The sequence below is a fragment of the Streptomyces sp. NPDC017056 genome (assembly GCF_044332485.1).
GTDB lineage: Bacteria > Actinomycetota > Actinomycetes > Streptomycetales > Streptomycetaceae > Streptomyces.
Genome location: NZ_JBIRPD010000020.1, coordinates 48,143 through 71,859, shown reverse-complemented (window position 1 = coordinate 71,859; position 23,717 = coordinate 48,143). Strand labels below are relative to the sequence as shown.

Annotated in this window: 22 protein-coding genes, 1 tRNA gene and 1 riboswitch; of the genes, 6 read left to right on the top strand and 17 right to left on the bottom strand. The window is 72.0% G+C overall.

Features of this window, described 5'->3' with window-relative positions; genetic code table 11:
* Positions 1-148: 148 nt before the first annotated feature.
* Complete coding sequence (locus tag ACH4OW_RS30590) at positions 149-442, bottom strand: hypothetical protein (protein WP_360127049.1); 294 nt, start codon at positions 440-442, stop codon at positions 149-151.
* A gap of 293 nt (positions 443-735) precedes the next feature.
* Between ACH4OW_RS30590 and ACH4OW_RS30585 the strand changes: the two genes are divergently transcribed.
* A complete protein-coding gene (locus ACH4OW_RS30585) occupies positions 736-1,257 on the top strand; it encodes an STAS domain-containing protein (RefSeq protein ID WP_360127052.1) in 522 nt (173 codons plus the stop codon).
* Positions 1,258-1,302: 45 nt separating this feature from the next.
* On the opposite strand, the gene ACH4OW_RS30580 is transcribed toward ACH4OW_RS30585, so the two are convergent.
* Positions 1,303-1,384: transfer RNA gene (locus tag ACH4OW_RS30580), tRNA-Leu, on the bottom strand.
* Between the two features lie 426 nt (positions 1,385-1,810).
* Here ACH4OW_RS30580 and ACH4OW_RS30575 point away from each other — a divergent pair.
* Positions 1,811-2,590, top strand: a complete 780-nt coding sequence (locus ACH4OW_RS30575) for an ABC transporter ATP-binding protein (RefSeq protein WP_360127055.1) — start codon at positions 1,811-1,813, stop codon at positions 2,588-2,590.
* Between the two features lie 46 nt (positions 2,591-2,636).
* Positions 2,637-5,180 (top strand): ABC transporter permease, encoded by a 2,544-nt coding sequence (locus ACH4OW_RS30570; protein ID WP_398031038.1) that lies wholly within the window; start codon positions 2,637-2,639, stop codon positions 5,178-5,180.
* An 81-nt stretch (positions 5,181-5,261) separates the two neighbouring features.
* On the opposite strand, the gene ACH4OW_RS30565 is transcribed toward ACH4OW_RS30570, so the two are convergent.
* Together ACH4OW_RS30565 and ACH4OW_RS30560 are read right to left on the bottom strand one after the other, a co-directional pair.
* Positions 5,262-6,572, bottom strand: coding sequence for a class I SAM-dependent methyltransferase (locus ACH4OW_RS30565; RefSeq protein WP_398031036.1), 1,311 nt, complete (start codon positions 6,570-6,572; stop codon positions 5,262-5,264).
* Between the two features lie 224 nt (positions 6,573-6,796).
* Entirely contained in the window at positions 6,797-8,203 is a 1,407-nt protein-coding gene (locus ACH4OW_RS30560; protein ID WP_360127064.1) for an NAD(P)/FAD-dependent oxidoreductase, read from the bottom strand.
* Positions 8,204-8,668: 465 nt separating this feature from the next.
* Here ACH4OW_RS30560 and ACH4OW_RS30555 point away from each other — a divergent pair, with 465 nt between their 5' ends.
* Together ACH4OW_RS30555 and ACH4OW_RS30550 are read left to right on the top strand one after the other, a co-directional pair.
* Positions 8,669-8,941, top strand: a complete 273-nt coding sequence (locus ACH4OW_RS30555; RefSeq protein ID WP_398031034.1) for a type II toxin-antitoxin system Phd/YefM family antitoxin — start codon at positions 8,669-8,671, stop codon at positions 8,939-8,941.
* Positions 8,938-9,207: a type II toxin-antitoxin system RelE/ParE family toxin gene (locus ACH4OW_RS30550; protein WP_398031032.1), complete on the top strand. Its 270-nt coding sequence runs from the start codon at positions 8,938-8,940 to the stop codon at positions 9,205-9,207. Before ACH4OW_RS30555 ends, ACH4OW_RS30550 begins: the two co-directional genes overlap by 4 nt.
* Before the next feature lie 42 nt (positions 9,208-9,249).
* Here ACH4OW_RS30550 and ACH4OW_RS30545 read toward each other — a convergent pair whose 3' ends face one another.
* The 9 genes from ACH4OW_RS30545 to ACH4OW_RS30505 form a co-directional block, all read right to left on the bottom strand.
* Positions 9,250-10,245: an exopolyphosphatase gene (locus ACH4OW_RS30545; protein ID WP_398031031.1), complete on the bottom strand. Its 996-nt coding sequence runs from the start codon at positions 10,243-10,245 to the stop codon at positions 9,250-9,252.
* On the bottom strand, positions 10,242-10,799 hold the full coding sequence (locus tag ACH4OW_RS30540) for a DUF501 domain-containing protein (protein WP_360127090.1): 558 nt from the start codon (positions 10,797-10,799) through the stop codon (positions 10,242-10,244). The genes ACH4OW_RS30545 and ACH4OW_RS30540 overlap by 4 nt, the downstream gene beginning before the upstream one ends.
* 88 nt (positions 10,800-10,887) lie before the next feature.
* Positions 10,888-11,337, bottom strand: a complete 450-nt coding sequence (locus tag ACH4OW_RS30535) for a septum formation initiator family protein (RefSeq protein ID WP_398031030.1) — start codon at positions 11,335-11,337, stop codon at positions 10,888-10,890.
* 147 nt (positions 11,338-11,484) lie between these two features.
* Entirely contained in the window at positions 11,485-12,774 is a 1,290-nt protein-coding gene (gene eno / locus ACH4OW_RS30530; RefSeq protein WP_360127096.1) for a phosphopyruvate hydratase, read from the bottom strand.
* A gap of 370 nt (positions 12,775-13,144) precedes the next feature.
* Entirely contained in the window at positions 13,145-13,828 is a 684-nt protein-coding gene (locus ACH4OW_RS30525; protein ID WP_398031028.1) for a transglycosylase family protein, read from the bottom strand.
* Positions 13,829-13,831: 3 nt separating this feature from the next.
* A riboswitch (cyclic di-AMP (ydaO/yuaA leader) is annotated at positions 13,832-14,038 on the bottom strand.
* A 219-nt stretch (positions 14,039-14,257) separates the two neighbouring features.
* Positions 14,258-15,253, bottom strand: coding sequence for a transglycosylase family protein (locus ACH4OW_RS30520; protein WP_398031027.1), 996 nt, complete (start codon positions 15,251-15,253; stop codon positions 14,258-14,260).
* 188 nt (positions 15,254-15,441) lie between these two features.
* Positions 15,442-16,716, bottom strand: coding sequence for a cytochrome P450 (locus ACH4OW_RS30515; protein WP_360127105.1), 1,275 nt, complete (start codon positions 16,714-16,716; stop codon positions 15,442-15,444).
* 52 nt (positions 16,717-16,768) lie between these two features.
* Complete coding sequence (locus ACH4OW_RS30510; RefSeq protein WP_360127108.1) at positions 16,769-17,167, bottom strand: DUF6479 family protein; 399 nt, start codon at positions 17,165-17,167, stop codon at positions 16,769-16,771.
* A 47-nt stretch (positions 17,168-17,214) separates the two neighbouring features.
* Complete coding sequence (locus tag ACH4OW_RS30505; RefSeq protein WP_398031025.1) at positions 17,215-18,120, bottom strand: LysR family transcriptional regulator; 906 nt, start codon at positions 18,118-18,120, stop codon at positions 17,215-17,217.
* A gap of 151 nt (positions 18,121-18,271) precedes the next feature.
* Here ACH4OW_RS30505 and ACH4OW_RS30500 point away from each other — a divergent pair, with 151 nt between their 5' ends.
* The gene (locus tag ACH4OW_RS30500; RefSeq protein ID WP_398031024.1) at positions 18,272-19,537 is read left to right on the top strand and encodes an MFS transporter; all 1,266 of its coding nucleotides are present in this window, start codon (positions 18,272-18,274) and stop codon (positions 19,535-19,537) included.
* On the opposite strand, the gene ACH4OW_RS30495 is transcribed toward ACH4OW_RS30500, so the two are convergent.
* The 4 genes from ACH4OW_RS30495 to ACH4OW_RS30480 all read right to left on the bottom strand — a co-directional run bounded on the left by ACH4OW_RS30495 (position 19,483) and on the right by ACH4OW_RS30480 (position 23,713).
* Entirely contained in the window at positions 19,483-20,493 is a 1,011-nt protein-coding gene (locus ACH4OW_RS30495) for a nucleoside triphosphate pyrophosphohydrolase (RefSeq protein ID WP_360127117.1), read from the bottom strand. The two genes, ACH4OW_RS30500 and ACH4OW_RS30495, sit on opposite strands and share 55 nt — an antisense overlap.
* Before the next feature lie 98 nt (positions 20,494-20,591).
* Entirely contained in the window at positions 20,592-21,236 is a 645-nt protein-coding gene (locus ACH4OW_RS30490; RefSeq protein WP_360127120.1) for a SurA N-terminal domain-containing protein, read from the bottom strand.
* Between the two features lie 180 nt (positions 21,237-21,416).
* A complete protein-coding gene (locus ACH4OW_RS30485) occupies positions 21,417-23,129 on the bottom strand; it encodes a protein kinase (protein ID WP_398031021.1) in 1,713 nt (570 codons plus the stop codon).
* Positions 23,126-23,713 (bottom strand): hypothetical protein, encoded by a 588-nt coding sequence (locus ACH4OW_RS30480; protein ID WP_398031020.1) that lies wholly within the window; start codon positions 23,711-23,713, stop codon positions 23,126-23,128. The genes ACH4OW_RS30485 and ACH4OW_RS30480 overlap by 4 nt, the downstream gene beginning before the upstream one ends.
* Positions 23,714-23,717 lie beyond the last annotated feature (4 nt).

Genomic DNA, 23,717 nt, shown 5'->3' with positions numbered 1-23,717 from the left:
TACACGGATACCGGGCCGCCGTTCCGCAGCCGCCCCTGAAAGGCCCGGGCGGTGCCGGGCAGCAGGAAAGGCCCCGCGACACACGGGGCCTTTCCCTGGTCTCAGCGGGTCGGTGGCGCGCCGCGCCGGCCGTCCCGAGAAAGCCGGCTCACTGCTCGACGTTGCCGATCGCCAGGCCGACCTTGGTGACGTTCTTCTTGAACTTGAACTTGTACGTGTCGTTGTCGTTGTACGTGTACGCCTTGTTGTCGTTGTACTCGTTGTGCTCCTTGTGCACGCGGTCACAACGGAACTTGCCGTACTTGGCACCGCAGTTGTTACCGGCGGTGAGGCGCGGCGCGTCGTCCCCCCAGGACGCGGCGGAGGCCATGCCCGAGAGCGGGACGATGGCAAGGGCGGCGATGGCGACCGAGCCGGCGGTACGACCGATGAACTTGCGCATGCTTTCTCTCCTCGTGCGCAGAAATGTGACACCGGATGTCTACCGCGCCGTATGTGATCGAACACACGGTGCCATGTGATATATCTGTTCGGGTCCGAAGTGCGACCATTTGCAGCACCAGCGTTTCCCCCCTGGAAATGCTTGCGCTATCTACAGCCATGCGCATTCGCACCGTGCGCCGCACCGGCGCGAACGGGCGCCGCCAGGACGGACGGCCCGCCCGGCACACTGGGCCGAGGCGGCTGCCCCGTCCCGGGAGGCCGGCCGCGTCCGGGCGCACACGTGGAGGAGCGATGTCCCAAGGCAGGCGGAACCTGACGATCACCACGGTCGTCGACGCCGGGGAGTGCGCGGTGCTCCGGGTGGCCGGGGAGCTGGACGTGCACGCGGAGCGGGAGTTCCTGGACGAGTCCGGGGCCGTGATCGCGGCCGGGCACCGGTTCCTGGTGCTGGACCTCACCGCGCTGCGCTTCTGCGACTCCCGGGGCCTGAACTGCCTGCTCGCCCTGGAGTGGCTGTGCCGGCGCATGCAGGGGCGGCTGCTGCTCGCCTCGCTGGGCGTGCGCGTCCTGCACGTCCTCCTGGTCACCCGTGCCGTGGAGGCGCTGTCCTGCTTCCCGACCGTGGGCCACGCGCTGGCCGCCGTCCCGCCGGAGGTCCGCCCGGTCTGGCCGCCCGGCGGCGCGGCATCCGACGGCGCGGTGCTCGGCGGTACGGTGCTCGGCGGTGCCGACGGCGGCGGTGACGGCAGTGACGGCGTCAAGACCGGTGACGGGGACGCGCACCGGTCGTACGATCAGGAACGGCCGCGCTGACGCATCCGGTCCCGCCCCGTCCCGGCGCCCGGCCTTCATGTGCTGTGCCCGGAGCCGGACTTGAACCGGCACGGCCCGAAGGCCAGCGAGGTTTAAGCTCGCCGTGTCTGCATTCCACCATCCGGGCCTGGGATCCCCCATGCCGCCTCAAAGGGGGCAGCACGAGCCTAGCCCGCAGCACCGTCTGAACAGGGGCCCGTCTTCCCGAGGTTGTCTTATTTTATTGGCAACTGAGGGGTCATCAGCGGCTGGTACGGGCCTTGGGCACATGCCTGCGGCCCACCCCTGCCGTTCCGGCGGCCGCGGGCACCCGTGTCCCGATTGACGGAAACTCGACGCCGTGCACACGCCCCCGCGAGCGCCCCCTCCGCGCCCTGCCGCCTCAGGGTCGCCGTCATACCCAGGGATGACCGGTGTCCTGGCGCCTACCTCGCAGGCATGCCCCAGGACCCCCTCTGGGGCTGACGTTGGCGTATCGGACTCTCCCCCACGATGGAAAAGGCCGCGCTTCCCCGGCCCCGACAGTCCCGACGCTCGACAGGAGTCCCTTCCCGTGACCACCCCCCACTTCGGCGTTCCCACCGCCACCCGCACCACAGTGGCCGCACGTGCCACGGATCTCACCAAGGTCTACGGCGAGGGCGAGACCCAGGTGGTCGCGCTGGACAGCGTGTCCGTGGATTTCCGGCAGGCCGAGTTCACCGCGATCATGGGCCCCTCCGGGTCCGGCAAGTCGACCCTCATGCACTGCATGGCCGGGCTGGACGCGATATCCAGCGGCTCCGCCGTGATCGGCGAAACCGAGCTGAACGGCCTGAAGGACAAGAAGCTCACGCAGCTGCGCCGCGACAAGATCGGCTTCATCTTCCAGGCGTTCAACCTCCTGCCGACCCTGACCGCGCTGGAGAACATCACGCTGCCGATGGACATCGCGGGCCGCAAGCCCGACCGGCAGTGGCTGGACCAGGTCGTACAGACCGTCGGCCTGTCCGGGCGGCTCAAGCACCGGCCCGCGCAGCTCTCCGGCGGCCAGCAGCAGCGCGTCGCGGTGGCCCGCGCGCTGGCCTCCAAGCCCGAGATCATCTTCGCCGACGAGCCCACCGGCAACCTGGACTCCCGCTCCGGCGCCGAGGTGCTGGGCTTCCTGCGCAACTCCGTACGCGAACTGGGCCAGACCGTGGTGATGGTGACCCACGACCCGGTGGCGGCGGCCTACGCGGACCGGGTCGTCTTCCTCGCCGACGGCCGGATCGTCGACGACATGGCCGACCCGACCGCCGACCGGGTGCTGGAACGCATGAAGGGCTTCGACGCCCGGGGCCGGGTCAGCTGACCGGCACCAGCAGCCAGCCCACCGCCCCACTCCCACAGGACCGACAATGTTCCGTACCGCCTTGCGCAACGTGCTCGCGCACAAGGCCCGGCTGCTGATGACCGTCCTCGCCGTCATGCTCGGCGTGGCCTTCGTCTCCGGCACCCTGGTCTACACCTCCACCCTCTCCGACGCCACGCAGAAGAGCTCGCAGAAGGGCCTCTCCGGCGTCGACGTGGCCATCCAGCCGCACCGCTCGGACGCCGCCGACGCCAACCCCGGCAAGGCCCCCGGGCTGAGCCAGGCCCTCCTCGACAAGGCCGGCAAGGTGCCCGGCGCGGCCGGCGCCACCGGCACCGTCGACGGGTTCACCGCCATCGCCGACAAGAAGGGCAAGCTGGCCGGCAACGGCGCCAGTTCCCGCGGCCGCAACTACTACCCCGGCCCGGACGGCAAGGACGCCCGCTTCCCGATGACGTCCGGCACCGCGCCCAAGGGGCCGGACCAGGTCGCCCTGGACTCCGGGACCGCCAAGGACGCCGGCTACAAGGTCGGCGACACCGTACGGCTGTCCGTCGACGGCCCGGTCCGCGAGATGAAGGTCTCCGGCATCTTCACCACCGACGACGGCGCGGTCGCCACGGGCGGCAGCCTCGCGCTGTTCGACACCGCGACGGCACAGAGGCTGTTCGCCGCGCCCGGCGAGTTCAGCGAAATCGACGTCAAGGCCGCGCCCGGCACGTCCCAGGACGCTCTCAAGTCGGCGGTCGACAAGGTGCTGCCGGACACCGCCGAGTCCGTCACCGGCAAGAAGATGGCCGACGACCAGGCCGAGATGATCGCCAAGGGCACGGACACCATGCAGACCGTCCTGCTGGTCTTCGCCGGCATCGCGCTGTTCGTCGGCACCTTCATCATCGCCAACACCTTCACCATGCTGGTCGCCCAGCGCACCAAGGACCTGGCCCTGATGCGCGCCGTCGGCGCCAGCCGCCGCCAGGTCACCCGCTCGGTGCTCATCGAGGCGTTCGTGGTCGGCGCGGTGGCCGCCGTCACCGGCCTGCTGGCCGGTATCGGCATCGGCGCCGGGCTGCGCGCGCTGACCGGCGCCCTCGGCAGCGTCCCGGACGGCCCGCTGGTCGTCGCCCCCTCGACCGTCGTCGCGTCGCTGCTGGTCGGCGTCGTGGTAACGGTGCTCGCCGCCTGGCTGCCCAGCCGCCGCGCCGCGAAGATCCCGCCGGTCGCCGCGATGAACAGCGTGCACGCGGCGGCGACCGCCAAGTCCCTGGTGGTGCGCAACGCCATCGGCGCGGTCCTGGCCGCCGCGGGCACCGCCTGCGTCCTGGGCGCCGTCTCCGTCGGCTCCGACGCGGGCAAGACCCTGATGGGCCTGGGCGCCGGGCTGCTGCTGATCGGTGTCTTCGTCCTGACCCCGCTGCTGTCCCGCCCCCTGATCGCGGCCGCAGCGCCCGTCCTGCGCGCCTTCGGCATCTCGGGCAAGCTGGCCCGGCAGAACGCGGTGCGCAACCCGCGCCGTACGGCCGCCACCGCCTCCGCCCTGATGATCGGCCTCACCCTGGTCACCGGCCTGACCGTGATCGCGGGCGGTGTCCAGAAGGGCATCGACAAGATGGCGACCGACGCCCTCAAGGCCGACTACGTCGTCGGCATGGCCACCATGGGCCCGCTCTCCCCCGAGGTCGCCAAGACGCTGGCGGCCGACCCCGAGGTCACCGCCTCCAGCCCGCTGCGCAGTACCGCCGCCCGGATCGGCGGCGAGTCGAAGCGCCTGACCGGGGTCGACGGCAAGGCGATCGGCGAACTGACGAACCTCAAGTTCACCGCGGGCTCCCTCGACGGGCTCGGCACCCCGAAGACGAACCGGGCGGTCGTCGACAGCGGCACCGCCAAGCGGAACGGCTGGCAGGTCGGCTCGTCCTTCGAGACGACCTTCGAGGACGGCCAGAAGGGCCGGCTCACCGTCTCCGGTGTCTTCGAGGGCAACACCATGTTCCAGGGGATCATGGTCGACACCTCCGTGCTGACCCCGCACCAGAAGAAGCCCACCGACATGCAGGTGCTGGTCAAGGCGGAGGGCGGCGCGACCGACGCCGCCAAGGACTCCCTGGTCGAGACCCTCGGCAAGAACCCGGCCATCTCCGTCCAGGACAAGAAGGACGTGTCCGAGGACATCGCGCAGCTGTTCAACCTGATGCTGAACATGCTCTACGGGCTGCTCGCCATGGCCGTGGTCGTCGCGGTGCTCGGCGTGGTCAACACCCTGGCCATGTCGGTCTTCGAGCGGCAGCAGGAGATCGGCATGCTGCGGGCGATCGGCCTGGACCGGGTGGGCGTCAAGCGGATGGTGCGGCTGGAGTCGCTGGTGATCGCGCTGTTCGGCGGGGTCCTCGGCATCGGCCTGGGCGTCTTCTTCGGCTGGGCGGCCGGTGAGCTGATCGGCTCCTCGATGCCCGCGTACGAGCTGGTGCTGCCGTGGGCCCGTATGGGCGTCTGCCTGGCGCTCGCCGCGGTGGTCGGGGTGCTGGCCGCGCTGTGGCCGGCCCGCCGCGCCGCGAGGCTGAACATGCTGGCGTCCATCAAGGCCGAGTAGCGGCCGCGCGACACAAGAACCCCGGTGCCGGGTCCGCTTCGAGCGGCCCTGGCACCGGGGTTCCCGTATGCCGTACGGCGGTCAGCCGCGCCACTCGCGGGTGCGCAGCGACAGCCCCGAGGCGCCGGACTCCGGCGTGCGGACCGCCAGCACCTGGTTGACCCCTATGCGGTTGCGCTCGAAGGACAGCGCGGAGGCGGCCATGTACAGCCGCCACACCCGGGCCCGCCCCGGCGTCGTCAGGCGCAGCGCCTCGGGCCAGGCCGCCTCCAGGTTGGCGACCCAGGCGCGCAGCGTCAGCGCGTAGTGCTCGCGGATGCCCTCCACGTCCCGCACCTCGAACCCGGCGTCCTCCAGCTGCCCGACGGTGCGGCCCACCGGGGCCAGCTCGCCGTCGGGGAAGACGTACCGGTCGATGAACTCGTCGACGTGGTAGGCGTCCTCGTCCTCCAGCGGGCGGCGGGCGATCTGGTGGTTGAGCAGCCGCCCGCCGGGCTTGAGGAGCGCGTACAGGTCGGCGGCGTACTCGGCGTAGCGGGCGCGGCCGACGTGCTCGGCCATGCCGATCGAGGAGATGGCGTCGAACGGCTCGTCGTGCACCTCGCGGTAGTCCTGGACGCGGATCTCGATCCGGTCGGCCAGGCCCGCTTCGGCGACGCGCTTGCGCCCGTAGGCGGCCTGCTCTTCGGAGAGGGTGATGCCGACGACCCGTACGCCGTACTCGCGGGCGGCGTGCAGGGCCATCGAGCCCCAGCCGCAGCCGACGTCCAGCAGCCGCTGCCCTTCCGCCAGGCCCAGCTTGCGGCAGATCAGGTCCAGCTTGTCGCGCTGGGCCTCTTCCAGGGTGGCGTCGGGGCTCTCCCAGTACGCGCACGAATAGACCATGGACGGGCCGAGCACCAGCTCGTAGAAGTCGTTGCCGACGTCGTAGTGGTGGCTGATGGCCTCCTTGTCGCGGCGCAGCGTGTGCAGCGGGCCGTGGCTCTTGGGGGCTTCCTCGGCGGGCGGCTTGGGCGGGATCGGCGCTCCGGCCAGGGCCAGCAGGTCGCGGGCGGCGGCGCGGACCTCGGGTCTGGCCAGGGCGCGCAGGGCGGCGGCGCGCTGCGGCTTGCCGGCTGCCGTGCCGCGCTCCCAGATCATGCCGGAGAGCAGGTCGAGCGCTTCGTAGAGGTCGCCTTCGATGTCCAGTTCGCCGGCCACCCAGGCGCGGGCGAGGCCCAGCTCGCCCGGTTTGAACAGGAGTCGGCGCAGGGCACGGCGGTTGCGGATGACGAGCGTGGGCGCCCCCGGAGGGCCGGACTCGCTGCGGTCCCAGGCGCGGATGCGGACCGGGAGCGGGGCTCCCAGCACCTCCTCGGCGAGCTTGGTGAGCCGTCCAGCGGCGTCGGCCATGTCGCACACCTCCGTGTTGACGAGACGGTGAAAAGGTTTCACCCACCACGTAAACGCCGTTCGGGAGCCCGGGTAGTCCCGTCCGTTCGTAAGGGAACAGCAAAACGGCCGTGCGCCGCCACAACGAATACGCCGAAGGGGCGGCTGCACCACGGATGGCAGCCGCCCCTTCGGCGGTGGTGTGGGGGTGACGCCCGTTGCGGGGCGTCACTCCTACGGGAAGGTCAGGAAGCCTTGGCCTTTGCCTTGTCGTCCTCGGACTTCGCCTTGTCGTCGGCCGCGGCGGCGGGCGCCGGGGCCGGCTTGGCGGCCTCGTAGAACTCCTCGCGGGGGTTCTCCATGGCGCCGAGCGAGGTGATCTCGCGCTTGAGGAACATGCCGAGCGTCCAGTCGGCGAAGACGCGGATCTTGCGGTTGAAGGTCGGCATCGCCATGCCGTGGTACGCGCGGTGCATGTACCAGGCCAGCCGGCCCTTCAACTTGATCTTGGTCTTGCCCAGGACGATCATCGCGACGCCCTTGTGCAGACCCAGGCCCGCGACCGCGCCCTTGTTGGCGTGGCTGTACTCCTTCTGCGGGAAGCCCCGCATGCCGGAGACCACGTTGTCGCCGAGGACCTTGGCCTGGCGCAGCGCGTGCTGGGCGTTCGGCGGGCACCAGGCGTTCTCGTTGCCGGCCTTGCGGCCCACGAGGTCCGGGACCTGGGCGTTGTCGCCAGCGGCCCAGATGTAGTCGGTGCCCTGCACCTGGAGGGTGGCCTGGGTGTCGACGTGGCCGCGCGGGCCCAGCGGGAGGCCGAAGCGCGCGAGCGCCGGGTTCGGCTTGACGCCCGCGGTCCACACGATGGTGTTGGAGTCGACCTCCAGGTCGTTGCTCAGCACCACGTGGCCGTCGACGCAGGACTTGGTGCTGGTGCCGAGGTAGACCTCGACCCCGCGGCTCTCCAGGTGCTCCTTGCCGTAGGCGCCGAGCTTGGGGCCGACCTCGGGGAGGATCTTGTCCGCGACGTCCACGAGGAGGAAGCGCATGTCCTCGCGCTTGACGTTGTTGTAGTACTTCGCGGCGTCGCGGGCCATGTCCTCGACCTCGCCCACGGTCTCCGCGCCGGCGAAGCCGCCGCCGACGAAGACGAAGGTCAGCGCCTTGCGGCGGACCTCCTCGTCCGTCGTGGAGTCGGCCTTGTCGAGCTGCTCCAGAACGTGGTTGCGCAGGCCGATGGCCTCCTCGATGCCCTTCATGCCGATGCCGTTCTCGGCGAGGCCGGGGATCGGGAAGGTGCGGGAGACCGCGCCCATGGCGATGACCAGGTAGTCGAAGGGCAGCTCGTACGCCTCGCCGACCAGCGGCGAGATCGTGGCGACCTTGCGGTCCTGGTCGATGGTGGTGACGCGGCCGGTGAGGACCTCCGCCTTCGGGAGCACGCGTCGCAGCGGCACCACGACGTGGCGGGGAGAGATGCTGCCGGCAGCAGCTTCAGGGAGGAAGGGCTGGTACGTCATGTACGAGCGCGGGTCGACGACCGTGACCGTCGCCTCGCCGTACCGCATCTTCTTGAGGATGCGGCGTGCCGCGTACAAACCTACGTACCCACCGCCTACAACGAGGATCCTGGGACGCTCCGTGGTGCTCATGCAATCGAGTATCCACCCCCACTCGGAGCACCCCTCGTGAGCCCCTTCACAAGGTTACGAAGGGGGTCTGCTACACTCCGCCGCTCCGTGATCGACGCCATAGCCCCACAAGGGAACCAAGGCACCGGCCGGAGCGTTGGACACCCCCGTTGATCAGGGATTGTGACCTCGCGAGCGGCTGGACCACGCCCCGCGTAAGCAACTCTTTAACACCCCTGAAAACCGCACATTCTTGCGGCACCAGGGGCCTAAGGCTCAAGAAGTAGGGCCCGGTGCCCGGTTTGTACGCCCGACGGGCCCTTTTTTCATGTGAAGAGTTTCACGAACTTTCTCCCCGACAGGCCCCCAAAGGCCCCCCGAAGATGCCCAACCGGCCCTGGGCAGACCGCCGGAAGAAGCTCCGCAGGACAAGCTCCGTCCCCGTTTCTCCTCAAGTGTGTACACGCTTGTGGGTACACTGCCTCCATGGCTGAGAACACCGTGACCGTACGGGAAGCCCGCGCACACTTGGCGGATCACATCAACCGCGCCGAGGAGGGCGCCCCTACGGTGATCACCCGCAACGGCGAACCCGTTGCCGCTGTGGTGCCGATCGCGGACTTCAACGCACTGGAGGAAGCAGCCGACGTGTTGCTGGCCCGGGAGGCGGAGGCAGTTCTGGCACAAGGCGGCCCGACAGTGACCATGGCCGAGCTGTTGGCGGACCTCTTCGCCGAGCGCACCGAAGGCGCGGCGTGAAGTACGCGTTCCGCTTCACCACGGCGGCACAGCGACAGCTGCGTGCCATCGACCGGCCTGCCGCCATGCGGATCCTGGCCGCGCTGACCACGCTCGGCGACGATCCGTACCGGGAGGACGCCAACATCAAGAAACTCACCGGCCCCTCAGGTCTCTACCGACTCCGGGTCGGCAGCTACCGAGTCGCCTACCAGATCAAGGACGACGAACTCGTCATCCTCGTCGTCAAGGTAGGCGACCGGCGCGACGTCTACCGGAACATCTGACGGCAGCCCCCCAAGGGGCGGGCTGCCTGCTCGGGGGGAGGGTCAGGCGATGCTCCAGGCGATGCCGTCCAGGATGTCGTGTTCGGAGACGACGACCTCTTCGGCGCCGGTGCGTTCCATGATCGACAGGAGGACGAGGGCGCCTGCCGCGATGACGTCCACGCGGCCCGGGTGCATGGACGGGATGGCCGCGCGCTCCTCGTGGGTGGCGGACAGCAGGCGGTGGGTGATCTCGCGGACCTTGGCGAGGGGGATGCGGGAGTGGTGGATGGCGGCCGAGTCGTACTCGCGCAGGCCCAGGGCGATGGCGGCGACCGTGGTCACCGAGCCCGCCAGGCCGACGAGGGTACGGGCCCGGTCCAGCGGCACCGTCTCCGCCGCCAGGTCCAGCGCCCTGGCGATGTCCGCCTTCATGGCGCCGACCTGCTCCTCGCCGGGCGGGTCGGCGACCAGCTCGCCGTCCCGTACGAGGTGCCGCTCGGTCATCCGTACGCAGCCGACGTCGACGGAGCGCGCCGCGTCCACGGTGTCCTCGCCGAGGACGAACTCCGTGGAGCCGCCGCCGATGTCCACGACCAGGTACGGCTGCTCCATGCCCTCCCGTCGCCCGCCACCGCCCTCCGCGGGAAGGCGCTCCGCGCCTGCAGCTACTCTGCCGGTCAGCTCCTTGGTGGCGCCGGTGAAGGAGAACTCCGCCTCCTGGTCGCCGGTGATCACCTCGGGCTCGACGCCCAGGATGTCCAGGACGCCGCGCACGAAGTCGTCCCGGTTCTCGGCGTCGCGGGAGGCGGAGGTGGCGACGAAGCGGACGGCTTCGGCGCCCAGCTCCCGGATCACCCCGGCGTACTCGCGGCAGGCCGCGAAGGTGCGCTCCAGGGCCTCGGGGGCCAGGCGGCCCGTGCGGTCCACGCCCTGGCCCAGGCGCACGATGCGCATCCGGCGGTCCAGGTCTTTCAGCTCGCCGGTCGCCGGGTCGAGGTCGGCGACGAGCAGCCGGATGGAGTTCGTACCGCAGTCGACGGCCGCTACGCGCTTCACTCGCCTTCTCCTTCGCCCGGCTCCTGGCAGGGGCTCACGCAGGGGCCCTTGCGCCACCACTGCGGCAGCATCGCGAGGGCCTCGTCGCCGAGCGGGTTGACGCCGGGGCCCGCCGCGAGGGAGTGGCCGACCAGGACGTGCAGGCACTTGACCCGGTCCGGCATGCCGCCGGCGCTCGGGAAGCCCTTGAGCTCCTCGATGGCGTCGCGGCGCCGGATGTAGTCCTCGTGGGCGGCCCGGTACTTGGCGGCCAGCTCGGGGTCCCGGTCCAGCCGCTCGGTCATCTCCTTCATCACGCCGTTGGCCTCCAGCGTGCCGATCGCGGAGGCCGCGCGCGGGCAGGTGAGGTAGTAGAGCGTGGGGAAGGGGGTGCCGTCCTCCAGGCGCGGGGCGGTCTCGACGACGTCCGGCTGCCCGCAGGGGCAGCGGTGCGCGATGGCGCGCAGGCCGCGCGGCGGGCGGCCGAGCTGTTCCTTGAAGGCCGCGATGTCCGCCTCGGTCGGTTCGGTGCGCTCGGTCTGCGGCGGGGGCATGCGGTGTTCAGACACGGACATGGGTGCTTTCGGTTGTGTCGGTGGTGCCGTACGGGCGTACTGGGCCGGGCCGGCGGACGGGCGGGGCCGCTCGCGCGCCCCGCACAGGCTACTTGTCGGCGGAGTCCAGGCCGTCCCACATGGTGTCGTACCAGGGGTGCTCCGCGGTGCCCTGGCCCTTGCGCGGCTTGCCGGCGCCGGAGCCGTCCCGGACGATGTAGCCGGTCTCTCCCGGCTTGACGTAGTGCAGGTGCAGCCGGGCCTGCTGGCGTACGTACTCGGGGTCCTGCCAGCGGGCCTTCTCGTCGCGCAGTTCGTCGGCGCGCCGCTGGGCGTCGAGCGCCTGGCGGCGCTGGTCGGCGATCTCGGAGCGCTGCGAGATGTACTGGCGTGTCGGGTAGGCGAGGGCGACGACCAGCGAGCACATGACCAGCGCGAGGAGCGCGGCGCGGCCGGTCAGGCGGGCCCGGCGGGGCGGGCGGGCACGCTGGACGCGGGCGGCGGCCTGTTCGCCGAGTGCTTTGAGCCGGGTCGCGGTGGAGAACCGTTCCGCGGGCACGTCGCCTCCCCTGGGGTCCCTGGGCACGGGCCGGCGCGGCCCGAACCACGTACGTCCCCGGCAACGGTACGGGACCGCCGCCGGGGACGTACGTATTCGGGCTGCCGGGGCCGCACCGCGGCCCCGCGGGGTCAGCCCCTGCCGTGCTTACTGGTCCGCGAAGCGGAACCGGGGGAAGGCGCTGCGGCCGGCGTAGACCGCGGCGTCGTCGAGGATCTCCTCGATGCGCAGCAGCTGGTTGTACTTGGCGACGCGCTCGGAGCGGGCCGGGGCGCCGGTCTTGATCTGGCCGCAGTTGGTGGCGACGGCCAGGTCGGCGATGGTGACGTCCTCGGTCTCGCCGGAGCGGTGCGACATCATGCACTTGAAGCCGTTGCGCTGGGCCAGCTCGACGGCGTCCAGGGTCTCGGTCAGCGAGCCGATCTGGTTGACCTTGACGAGCAGGGCGTTGGCCGAGTTCTCCTCGATGCCGCGGGCCAGGCGCTCCGGGTTGGTGACGAACAGGTCGTCGCCGACCAGCTGCACCTTGGCGCCCAGGCGCTCGGTGATGACGTTCCAGCCGGCCCAGTCGTCCTCGAACAGCGGGTCCTCGATGGAGACCAGCGGGTACGCGTCGACGAGCTCCGCGTAGTACGAGGTCATCTCCTCGGCGGAGCGCTGCTGGCCCTCGAACTCGTAGACGCCGTCCTTGTAGAACTCGGAGGCGGCGACGTCGAGCGCGAGCGCGATGTCCTGGCCGGGGGTGTAGCCGGCTTCCTTGATCGCTTCGAGGATCAGGTCCAGGGCCTCGCGGTTGGAGCCGAGGTTCGGGGCGAAGCCGCCCTCGTCGCCCAGGCCGGTGGCCAGGCCCTTGCTCTTGAGGACCTTCTTGAGGGTGTGGTAGACCTCGGCGCCCCAGCGCAGGGCCTCGGAGAAGGACTCCGCGCCGATCGGGGCGATCATGAACTCCTGGATGTCCACGTTCGAGTCGGCGTGCGAGCCGCCGTTCAGGATGTTCATCATCGGGACCGGCAGCACGTGGGCGTTCGGGCCGCCGAGGTAGCGGAACAGCGGGAGGTCGCTGGCCTCGGAGGCGGCGTGCGCGACGGCGAGGGAGACGCCCAGGATGGCGTTGGCGCCGAGCGAGCCCTTGTTGTCCGTGGCGTCCAGGTCGAACATGGCCTGGTCGATCAGGCGCTGCTCGGTGGCGTCGTAGCCGACCAGCTCCGGGCCGATCTGCTCGATGACCGCGAGGACGGCCTTCTCCACGCCCTTGCCCTGGTAGCGGGCCGGGTCACCGTCGCGCAGCTCGATGGCCTCGAAGGCGCCGGTCGAGGCGCCGGACGGGACGGCGGCACGGCCGGTGCTGCCGTCGTCGAGGCCGACCTCGACCTCGACCGTGGGATTGCCTCGCGAGTCGAGAATCTCGCGAGCTACGACGACGTCGATGGACGGCACGTTGTCTCCTTCATGGGTGTCTGGAGTTCTGCAGCACGAGCCTAACGGCCCCGGCGGCTTCCGCTTGCCGCCAGCCCGGTCCGTGGGACGAAAACACCCACAAAGCCCCTGTTCACGGGATGTACGGGCACATTGTTCGCTGAACGGGAAAACCGCCACGTGGGGGGGGCGGGGCGGGCGGCCGGGGCGGCTCGCCGGGAAACGGAGCAGCCCCGCCGCGGCGCGTTGGGGGACGACGCGCCGTGGCGGGGCTGTCTCACGGGAAGAGCGGTTTCCCGGGACGTCCGGTCCCCGGGGTGCCGGGCCCGTACGTACCGCCGTACGTACGGAGCGACTCGGTCACCCGGGGTCCTTCAAGGGGTCGGCAGGCTCAGACGGCCAGCTTCTGACCCGGGAAGATCAGGTTGGGGTTACCGCCGATGACGGACTTGTTGTTCTCGTAGACCGACTTCCAGTTGGTGCCGTGGGAAGCGGCGATCTTGGCGAGGGTGTCACCGGACTTGACGGTGTAGTTGCCCTTGGGGTTCGACTTCGGCGTCGACTTCTGGGGGGCCGGGGTCTTGCGGGCCAGGTCCTGGCCCTGCTTGCGGGCCTCGGACCGCGAGGAGTGCTGCGGCGCGGAGTAGGACTTGTGGGACTTGTGCGACTTGGTGGAGCTGCCCGAGCCGCCCTCGGCCGTGGCGTTGGAGTTGCCCTTGCCCAGGTGGCCGCCGGCGCAGGTCCAGGCGCCCGGGCCCTGGATGGCGAGCAGGCGCTCGGCCGCGGCGATCTGCTGGCTCTTGCTGGCCAGGTCGGCGCGCGGGGCGTACTTGGTACCGCCGGCGGCGGCCCAGCTGGAGTTGGTGAACTGCAGGCCACCGTAGTAGCCGTTGCCCGTGTTGATCGACCAGTTGCCGCCGGACTCGCACTGGGCGACCGCGTCCCAGTTGTTGGCGGCGGAGGCAGAGGTGGCGCCCATCAGCGGGACGGCCACAGCAGCACCGGCGACGCCCGCCAGGGTGACGGCGCGGACGGCCTTGGAGGGACGGCGGTGCTTGCCCTTGGTGTTCAGCATGGTTCGTTTCCTCACCGACGCCTACGAGGTGAGCTGTCGGGTTCGGGCTGTGAGTCGCCCGGCCGCGTGATCTCCACGCGGCTTCACCCCTAGCCGGTCACCCGTTTTCACGGGCGGGGCCGGCACTTACCTTGGGTCCCCCGCTCCTGCCTTCGGCGCTGTCGCGACGAGTGACCTCCGACCACCGGCAGGATTCGGCGTGTGGTCCAAGGGCCCGCTTTGGCGAGCGATGAAGACGGTAAACACGAACACCCCGCCGGTTCAAACCCCTACATCTGAGGCCAGTTGGCCCCCAGACATCACAGGATCATCACATTTCCGCAGGTCGTCGCAGGTTTGGAAACAACGGACGGTACGGGCGGCGCCGTCCCGAACGAGATCCATGTCTCACTTTCACCAAAGCGGGCAATTGCGTGCGAAATACCTCGATCAGCGTTCGAGGTCGAGACGCTGACCAGGGTGAATAAGGTCGGGATCGCCCCCGATGACACCTTTGTTGGCCTCGTAGAGCGCCGGCCAGCCCCCGTCGACTCCGCGGTCCGCCGCGATGACTGACAGGTTGTCACCCGGCCGCACGGTGTAGCCGCCCGGCGCACCCGGGTCCGTACGGTGCGCGTCACCGCCCCGCGAGGGGTGCTCCCCGCCGGACCGGTCCGCGTCGCCCGCGCCACCGGTGCCCCTGCCGGGCTCCCGCCCGTCTCCCGCGTCGCCGCGGTGCTTGCCCTGGCCCGAGGGCACGGTAGGACTGGTGGAGGCGCCGTCGTCCGGGCCTGCCGGGTCGGCGGGGCGCGCCGGGTCCTGCGTGCCGCCCGTACCGGACGGGTCCGGCGTACGGGACGGGTCCTGGCCCCCGCCCGTGCCGGTCGGCGACGGCTTCGGCTCCGGGGTCTTCGCCGGGGGCCCGGCCGGCGAAGTCGGCGTGCCGGAACCGGTCGAGGGGGACGGCGTCGCGGGAGCGGACGGGGAGGAGGGAGAAGAAGGGGAAGAAGGGGACGAGTGGGAGGGCGTCGGCGTGGGCGTGCCGCCCGGGTCGACGTCCGGGCCCCGACCGCCCTTCCTGAGGCCCGCGTTGACCGCGCAGCTCGGCCACACGTCCGGGCCGCGCGCGGCGAGGATCGACTCGGCCACGGCTATCTGCTGCGAGCGGCTGGCCAGGTCGGGGCGCGAGGCGTAGGACGAGCCGCCATTGCCGTCCCACATCTCCTGGGTCAGCTGGAGGCCGCCGTAGAACCCGTTGCCGGAGTTGGCGCTCCAGACGCCGCCGCTCTCGCACTGGGCGACGCGGTCCCACGTGGCCGCGTCGGCGGCCTGCGCGTCGCTCGCGGCGAGCAGGGGCATGGCGAGGGCGCCGCCGACGGCTCCCGCCGTGACGAAGATGGCCGGAGCCTGACGGGGGCGACGGTGTCGGCCGGTCCCGGAGCGCATGCGGTTGCCTTTCGAGCGGCGGTTGAGTTGTCTTCGCAAGGACGGAGCCGTCGGTTCGACGGGTTTCACGGTCTTTCAGCCCCTCGCCACCCGCCCCGGCCTTTCGATCGGTCGAAAGTAGCGGGACCGTCCGCCCGTCACAAGCCGGTGTAGCGGAGATCACGCTCAGGTCACGGCCTGACGTGGCATCACTTCCGTACGGGCGTGAACTCCACCGGCAGGGCCCGCAGGCCGCGCATGATGAGCCCGCCGCGCCAGCGCAAATCATCCGGTTCCGTGGCAAGCCGGAGGTCCGGCAGCCGGGTCAGCAGGGTCGCTATCGCGGTCTGCCCTTCGAGGCGGGCCAGCGGCGCGCCCAGGCAGTAGTGGATGCCGTGGCCGTACCCGAGGTGCTGGTTGTCGCGGCGGGACAGGTCCAGGACGTCGGGCCCGGAGAAGCGCTCCGGGTCGCGGTCGGCGGCGGCCAGCACGACCAGGACCGGGTCGCCCGCGGCGATCCGCTGCCCGCCGATGGCGAGGTCCTCGGTGGCGAAGCGCCAGGTGGCCAGCTCGACCGGGCCGTCGTAGCGCAGCAGTTCCTCCACGCCGGTGGCGAGCAGCTCTTCGTCGCCCTCGGCTGCGGCCTTCTGGAGCAGCTCCCGCTGTCCGGGGTGGCGCAGCAGTTGGTACACGCCGTTGCCGATGAGGTTGACGGTGGTCTCGAATCCGGCGAAGAGCAGGATGAAGGCCATCGCCGCCGCCTCGTTCTCCGTCAGGTGCTCGCCGTGGTCGGAGGCGCGGATCAGGCCGGAGATCAGGTCGTCGGCGCCCTCGTCGCCGAGCGTCTCGCGCTTGCGGTGGATCAGTTCGGCGAGGTAGCCGCGCATCTTCTTCACGGACCTGGCGACGCCGCCGCGCGGGCCCTTGCCGTGCCGGATCATCATCCCGGCCCAGTCGCGGAAGTCGTCCTGGTCCTCGGGCGGGACGCCGAGCAGGTCGCAGATGGCGTAGATGGGGAGGGGGAAGGCGAACTCGTGGATGAGGTCGGCCTCGCCGCGCTCCGCGAAGGAGTCGATGAACGCGTCGGTCAGTTCCTGTACGCGGGGCGCGAACCGCGCGATGCGGCGGGGGGTGAACGCCTTGGAGACCAGCCGGCGCAGCCGGGTGTGGTCCGGCGGGTCGATGTTGAGCAGGTGGGTCATCAGGTTCGCGCCGCGCTCGCCCGGGATGCCGACCTTGCCCTTGCCGTGCGCGGCCTCGCTGTGGTGCACCGGGTTCTTCGACAGCCGGGTGTCGGCGAGCGCCTGCCGGGCGTCCGCGTACCGCGTCACCAGCCATGCCTCGACGCCGCTGGGCAGCTCGGTGCGGTGCACCGGCGCGTGCTCGCGCAGCCAGGCGTACGCGGGGTACGGGTCGGAGGCGAACTCCCACGTGAACAGTTCGGGGCAGGCGGCGGGCGCGGGGGGCGGGGTCTGCTGGTGCACCCTTCGACGGTATCCGCTGCCGTCCGTGGTCCCTCCGCGGTCCGCCCGTGCGCTATCCGCCGCCGAACGAGCCGCTGTGCCCGTCCTGCCAGCGGCTGCGCTCCCGGTTCTGGTCCTCGCCGTGGCGGGTGGGGGCGTTGCCGTAGTCGGGCAGTTCGTGGGGCGTCAGCCGGTGGTCGCCGTCGCGCGGCACCTCGTTCGGGTCACGCAGCTCGCTCTCGTACCCGGTCGGGTTCTTGGGCGGTGTCGGCTGGGTCTCCGGTTCGGGCGGGGCGGGCTCGCGGTCCCGGCGGCGCCGCCCGTAGACCACGGCGAGGATCAGCCCCGCGACGATGACGATCCCGGCGATCAGCGGTCCGGTGCCCACGACCATGTCCCGCGTGAAGGACACGGCCTGCTGGACGGACGCGACGTCCGAAGCCGGTGTGGTCGAAGCGATCGATGCTGTCATCCGACCCGGGTACCCGGGTCGGCGGCGACGATGCGCGGGCGTTCCGGTTACCCCCGGACGGCGGGTCCCGGGCCGGGCTCGGCGGGGTCGACGCCCAGCGCGTCCAGGAAGGCGGCGGCCGCCGGGGACGGGCCCCTGGCGCTCCAGACGACGCGTTCGACGCGGGCGGGCGCGTTGGGGACGCGCAGCACGCTCAGGCCGGTCAGTTCGGCGGCGAACGCCTGCGGCACCATGCCGATGCCGAGCCCGGCGCGGACCAGCTTGGCCAGGAACTCCACGGTGGTCACCTCGAACGCCACCTCGGTCGTCAGGCCCGCGGCACGGAACGCCTCGTCCCGCTGGCGGCGCGCCGCCGACCCGGCCGTGAAGTCGACGAAGGTCTCCTGCGCCAGCCGCCGCAGGTCGGTCCACTCCCGGCCCGCCAGCGGGTGGTCCGGCGGTACGACGGCCACCAGCTCGCCGTGGGCCAGCGCCCGCTCCCGTACGCCCTGGCTGCGGGCGCCGGGCACCAGGCCGATGAAGGCGACGTCCAGCGTGCCCTGCCGGACCTGTTCGATCAGCTGCTCGCTCATCTCCATGCGCAAGCTGATGCGTACCTGCGGGTAACGGGCGCGGTAGGCGCCCAGCTCCCGGGCGAGGTCGACGGCCGCGACGGTGGAGATCGCCCCTACCGCGAGCCGGCCGCGCACCTCGCCGGCCGCCGCCTCCACCTCGGCGAGGGCCCGCTCGGCGGCCTCCAGCGCCTGCCGGGCGACCGGGACGAACGCCTCGCCGGCGGCGGTGAGGCGCACGCTGCGGCTCGTACGGTGGAAGAGCCGGGCGCCGAGTTCCTTCTCCAGGCGGGCGATCTGGTGGCTGAGCGCGGACTGCACCACGTGGCAGCGTTCGGCGGCGCGGGTGAAGCCGCCGGTTTCGGCGACCGCGACCACGTACCGCATCTGTTGCAGCTCCATGGGCCGAGCGTAGCCAGCGCCCGGCGACGTTCATTGATCGCGTATCGCGATCGATGGGATGACAAGTATGCGTTGGACTCATCCACCGGGGCGGCGGAGGCTGGGGGTACCGCGGCACCGACGGGGTGGCGTGCGGGGCAGGAGGGACTCGATGGTGTCCGAGGAGAAGGAGCGGCCCGGGCTGGGGCGCGGCACGCTGCTGCTCATGTCCGTGGCGACCGGCCTGTCGGTCGCGGGCAACTACTTCGCCCAGCCGCTGCTGGACGTCATAGGCCGCGACCTGCACATGAGCGCGGCCACCACGGCGCTGGTGGTGACCGTCGCCCAGGTCGGCTACGGCCTCGGGCTGCTGCTGCTCGTCCCCCTCGGCGACCTGCTGAACCGCCGGCGGCTGGCGGTGGGCCTGAGCGCGGCCACCGCGCTGTGCCTGACCGTGACGGCGAGCGCGCCCAACGGCACGGCCCTGTTGATCGGCACCGCCCTCACCGGCCTGTTCTCCGTCGCCGCCCAGGTCGTCGTCCCGTACGCGGCCTCCCTCGCGCCGCCGGCCGAGCGCGGCCGCACGGTCGGCACCGTCATGACCGGCCTGCTCCTCGGCATCCTGCTGGCCCGCACGGCGGCCGGGCTGCTGGCCGACCTCGGCGGCTGGCGCACCGTCTACTGGGTCAACGCCGGCCTGATGCTGGTCATGGCGGTACTGCTGCGGCTGCGCCTGCCCGTGCTGCACACCCACTCCGGCCTGCGCTACCCCGCGCTGATCCGCTCCACCCTCGCACTGTTCGCGCAGGAGCCGGTGCTGCGCTGGCGGGCCGCGCTGGGAGCGCTGTCCTTCGCCACGTTCAGCGTGCTGTGGACGGCGGTGGCCTTCTTGATGTCCGGCCCCTCCTACGGGTGGTCCGAATCGGCGATCGGCCTGCTGGGGCTGGTGGGCGCGGCCGGTTCGCTGTCCGCCTCGGTCGCCGGGCGGCTCGCGGACCGGGGCCTGGTCCACCGGGTCACCGGCGCGGGCGGCTTCCTGCTGCTCGGATCCTGGGCGCTGCTGGCGGCCGGCGGGGCGGGCGGCGCCTGGTCGCTGGCGGCCCTGCTGGCCGGGGTGATCGTGCTGGACGCGGCGGTGCAAGCGGTGCACATCAGCAACCAGAACCTGGTCTACGCGGTACGCCCCGAGGCCCGCAACCGCCTGAACTCCGCCTACATGACCAGCTACTTCGTCGGCGGCGCCGTCGGCTCGGCGCTCACCTCCGCGGTGTGGGGCGCGGCCGGCTGGGGCGGGGTGTGCGCCGTGGGCGCGGCACTGAGCGCCGCCGTGGCCGTGGTCTGGACGGCCGAACGGCTGCGCGACCGCGGCAAGCGGGCAGGCGCTCAGTCCCCGGCGCCGGAGGCGGCCTCCTCGGCGGACCGGATCGCGTCCCGGTAGGTGCGGGCGGCGGCGCGCAGCGCGGTCTCCGGGTCCGTGCCGGACGCCTCGGCCCGCGCGGCGAGGGCCAGCAGTTCGTACCCGATGCCGTCGCCCGCCGGGAGCGCGTCGATGCCGGCCGTACGCGCCCGGGAGGCCAGCTTGCCGGCGAGCGCCAGGGCGGGCTGGCCGAGCGGGACGCCTTCGGTGACCGAGGTGCGCTGCTTCTCGACCGCCTTCTCGCGCAGCCAGTGCGCCTTGACGTCCTCGGGGGTGTGCGCGGCCTCCTCGCCGAAGATGTGCGGATGGCGGCGGATCAGCTTGTCCACGAGGGTGCCCGCCACGTCGTCCACGGAGAACGGCTCGTCCGGGTCCTCCTGGGCGATCCTGGCGTGGAAGACGACCTGGAGCAGCACGTCGCCCAGCTCCTCGCGCAGCGCCTCCCGGTCGCCCTCCTCGATGGCCTCGACCAGCTCGTACATCTCCTCGATGCCGTACTTCGCGAGGTCCTCGTGGGTGCGCACGCCGCTCCACGGGCACTGGCGGCGGATGCGGTCCATGACCTGCACGAGGTCGAGCAGCCGGGCGCCCGGCAGGTCGTACGAGCCGGGCAGCAGCTCCAGGTCCGGCATGGCCTCCCGGCCCGAGCCCGCCATCCTGGCCAGGCCGTCGGTCAGCTCCGAGTCGCCGTCGGCGGAGGTGATGACGACGGCCGTACGGCCACCGGCGCGGCAGAACTCCACCAGCTCGCGGGCGCCGGGGACGGCCGCCTCGACCGCGATGCCCGCCTCGCGCAGGTACGGGAGCTGCGGGTGGGCGTCGTCGGCGCACAGCACGCGGTCGGCGGCGCGCAGCGTCTGCCACGCGTTCCAGGACAGCAGGCCGGGCGCGACCCGGTGGCTGGTCGTGAGCAGGACCAGGCGGCCGGTTCCCGCGTCCTGTGGCGTGCCGGGGGCGTCGGTGGCGTCAGCGTTCACCCGACGAACGTAACGCACGGCACCGACACCCCGCCGCGCCGGCCGCCGGATCAGGTCTGCACCGGATCAGGTCTGCGCCGGATCAGGTCTGCGCCGGATCAGGTCTGCCGCTGGGCCGCGGCCGTCGCGTCCTTGACCCACGGCTCCTTGGACTCGCCCAGGATGACCTGGCGGTCGTCCCAGGTGCCGTAGCGCGGGTTGACGTCGATGCCCATCGTGCGGGACGTCTTGGCCAGCGACTCGGCGAGCCGCTGCTGCCCCTGCGGCTGGCGGCGGTCGGCGCCGATGTGCCGGGCGATGCCGTCCAGCAGCAGCTGGTTGCGTACCACCGTGTCGATCTCGCCGGGCGCGATGGCCTGCTGGAGCCACATCTCCTTCAACCGGTCGGCGCCGCCCGCGCTGCGCTCCGCGGCCGCGCGCCACTGCTGCACGTCGCGCCGCGAGACCGTGACCCCGGCCTCCTCGGCGCCCCGCGCCAGCACCCGGTCGAAGATCATGCCGTTGAGGGTGGCGAGGCCCAGCTTGCCGGTGTTCTCCACCAGTTGGGCGGCCTGCGGGGACTTCTCCTGGGCGGCGCGCACGTCCCGTACGCGCGACTGGAGCTGCGCGACGGTGATCCGCTGCCCGTCCACGACGGCCGCGGCGCCGGGATGCGCTTCCGTGCCGCAGGCGGTGAGCAACGGGGCGGCGGCCAGCAGGGCGGCAGCGGCGGAAACGGAGAGCGCGGTCCTACGGCGGAACATCAAGCCTCCTGGCGGGGTGCAACTACTGTGCGGCTTTTCCGACCTGGCGTTGATCGATGCTCGTTGATCGATGCTGATGCTAAAGAGTCCGCGTGGTCCAGGCCACTGATTCGACCAACGAGTTGCCCGGAAGGCGGTTTCTCTCCCCCGCCGTCTTCCCTTTCCCGCCTTTCCGCCCGCTCAGCCGTATACCTGGCCGAGCCGGTAAAGGGTGCGCCGGATCTCCGCGGGGAAGGCGCCGTGCGGACCTTGCAGCCGCTCCGCGTCGTACAGGAGGCGGGACAGCGCTTCCTGGGCGGCGCCGCGCTCGCCGAGGGCGAGCAGCAGGTGGCCGATGGACCGCCGGATCTCCAGCGGCTTCATGGGGTCGTCCGAGTAGCGCTCGAAGTGCGGCAGCAGGGCCCGGTACTCCCCCAGCGCCTGCGTCACCTCCCCCATCTGTTCCAGGCACTGCGCGGCCTCGTAGTGGAACTGGAGCGACTGGCCGGCCGCGCCGGGCCCGGAGTCGCGCGCGAACTCTTCCGCCAGCGCACGCAGTTCGGGCAGTGCGCGCCGGTACTGGCCGTCGTCCATGAGGGTGGCCGCGTACTGCTTGCGCAGCGTCCGTACGACCGGTGAGTGCGCGCCGTGCCGGGCGGCGGCGGCCGGCAGGATGCCGCCGAGGATGTCCACGGCGTGGGTGATGCGGCCCTGGTCCAGGAGGCGCTTGACCTCGTCCACGGCCGCGGCGACGTCGGGGCCGCCCGCCGCCGGGGGCCGCGGTGCCGACGTCGCTCCGGAGACCCGCGGGTCCATGGCCGGAGGGAGCGGCGGGACGGCGGGGGCCGCGGGGACCGACGAGGTGAAACCGACGGCAGGGGCGGCAGGGGCGGCAGGGGTATAGGCGACCGGTGCGGAGGCGGCCGCGAGGTACGGCTCGGCCGCCGGAGCCGCCGGAGCCGCCGGGGCCTGCGGCGGCACGGCGGGCGCGGCGGCGCGCACCGGCCAGGGCGCGTGCGGGTGCAGGAACGGCCGGGTCGGGTCCATCGGCACGACGGCACCGGACTGCCCCCGGTCCGCGACGGGCAGCAGCGGCACCAGCGCCTGGTAGACCTCCTGCGCGTCGGACGGGCGCTCCTGCGGGTCCTTGCCGAGCAGCCGCAGCACGAGCGCTTCCAGTTGCTCGGGCACGTCGGCGCGCAGGCGGCGCACCGGGACCGGCGGCTCGTACAGGTGGCGGTGCAGCACGCCCAGGGCCGTGGAGCCGGCGAACGGCACCTCGCCGCTGAGCAGTTCGTGCAGCAGCACACCGAGCGCGTACAGGTCCGTGTACGGGCCGACGGTGCCGCCCATCGCCTGCTCGGGCGCCATGTAGGCGGGGCTGCCGATGGGCGAGCCGGTGTGGGTGAGGCGGGTGGTGTCGGTGTCCAGGGCGGCGGCGATGCCGAGGTCCAGGACGGTGAGGGTGCCGTCCGGCTTGACCATCACGTTCCGCGGCTTGAGGTCGCGGTGGACGATCGGCACGGCGTGTACGGAGGCCAGCACGGCGCACAGCTGGGCGGCGACGCTGACCGCCCACGGCCAGGGGTACGGGTCGTGCTCGGCGAGGTGGTCGGCCAGGTCGGCGCCCTCGACGTACTGCATGACCAGGTAGAGGTCGTCGCCGTCGCTGCCCGCGTCGTGGACGGTGACCAGTCCGGGGTGGTCGACCTGGGCGGTGACCCGGCACTCGCGGACGAAGCGGCGGCGCATCTCCTCCGCGTCCGGCGTGCCGGAGACCCGGTCGGGGCGCAGGAGCTTGACGCCGACCCTGCGGTCGAGGCGGCGGTCGTAGGCGATCCAGACCTGGCCCATGCCGCCCTGGCCGAGCAGCGCGGAGAGTTCGTAGCGCTCGGCGACGACCCGTCCGTTCACCGGCCTTCCTCCTTGCGGAGGTAGTCACTCAGCTCGTCCAGCTCGGCGCGGACCCGGTCGATGCGCTGCGGCTGGCCGCCGTACGGGGCGGGCTGCGGCTGCTGCTCGTACAGGTGCCCCTGAGGGTGAGGGTGGCTCAGCTGCTGGGGCGGCTGGGGCGGGAAGCCGGCGTACGGGTGGGGCGGGTGGGGCGCGTACGCCGGGCCGCCCGGCACCGCGCCGGGCGGCCCGTAGACCGGCCAGCCGGGCGAGACGCGGTGCGCGCGGACATCGACCACCAGGTAGTACGCGACAGCCGCGCCCATTTGCAAGAGCACCAGGGCCACGCTCGTGTTCGTCTGCCAGGAGTTCTCGTCCTCCTGGCCCCCGCCCAGGATCACCGAGACGACCAGGAGGGCCAGGTCGGCGGCGAGCACCCACCAGCCGAGCGGCCTGCGCTGCACGATCGCGGCGCGCAGCAGCGTCAGCCACGCCAGGAAGCCGAGGCTGAGCACGGCCAGCGCCACGAAGACCACCCGCAGCAGGACGACCGTCCTCTGCTGCGGGGGACGGTGCGGCGGCGGTGCCGTAACGGGGCCGTGCATTACT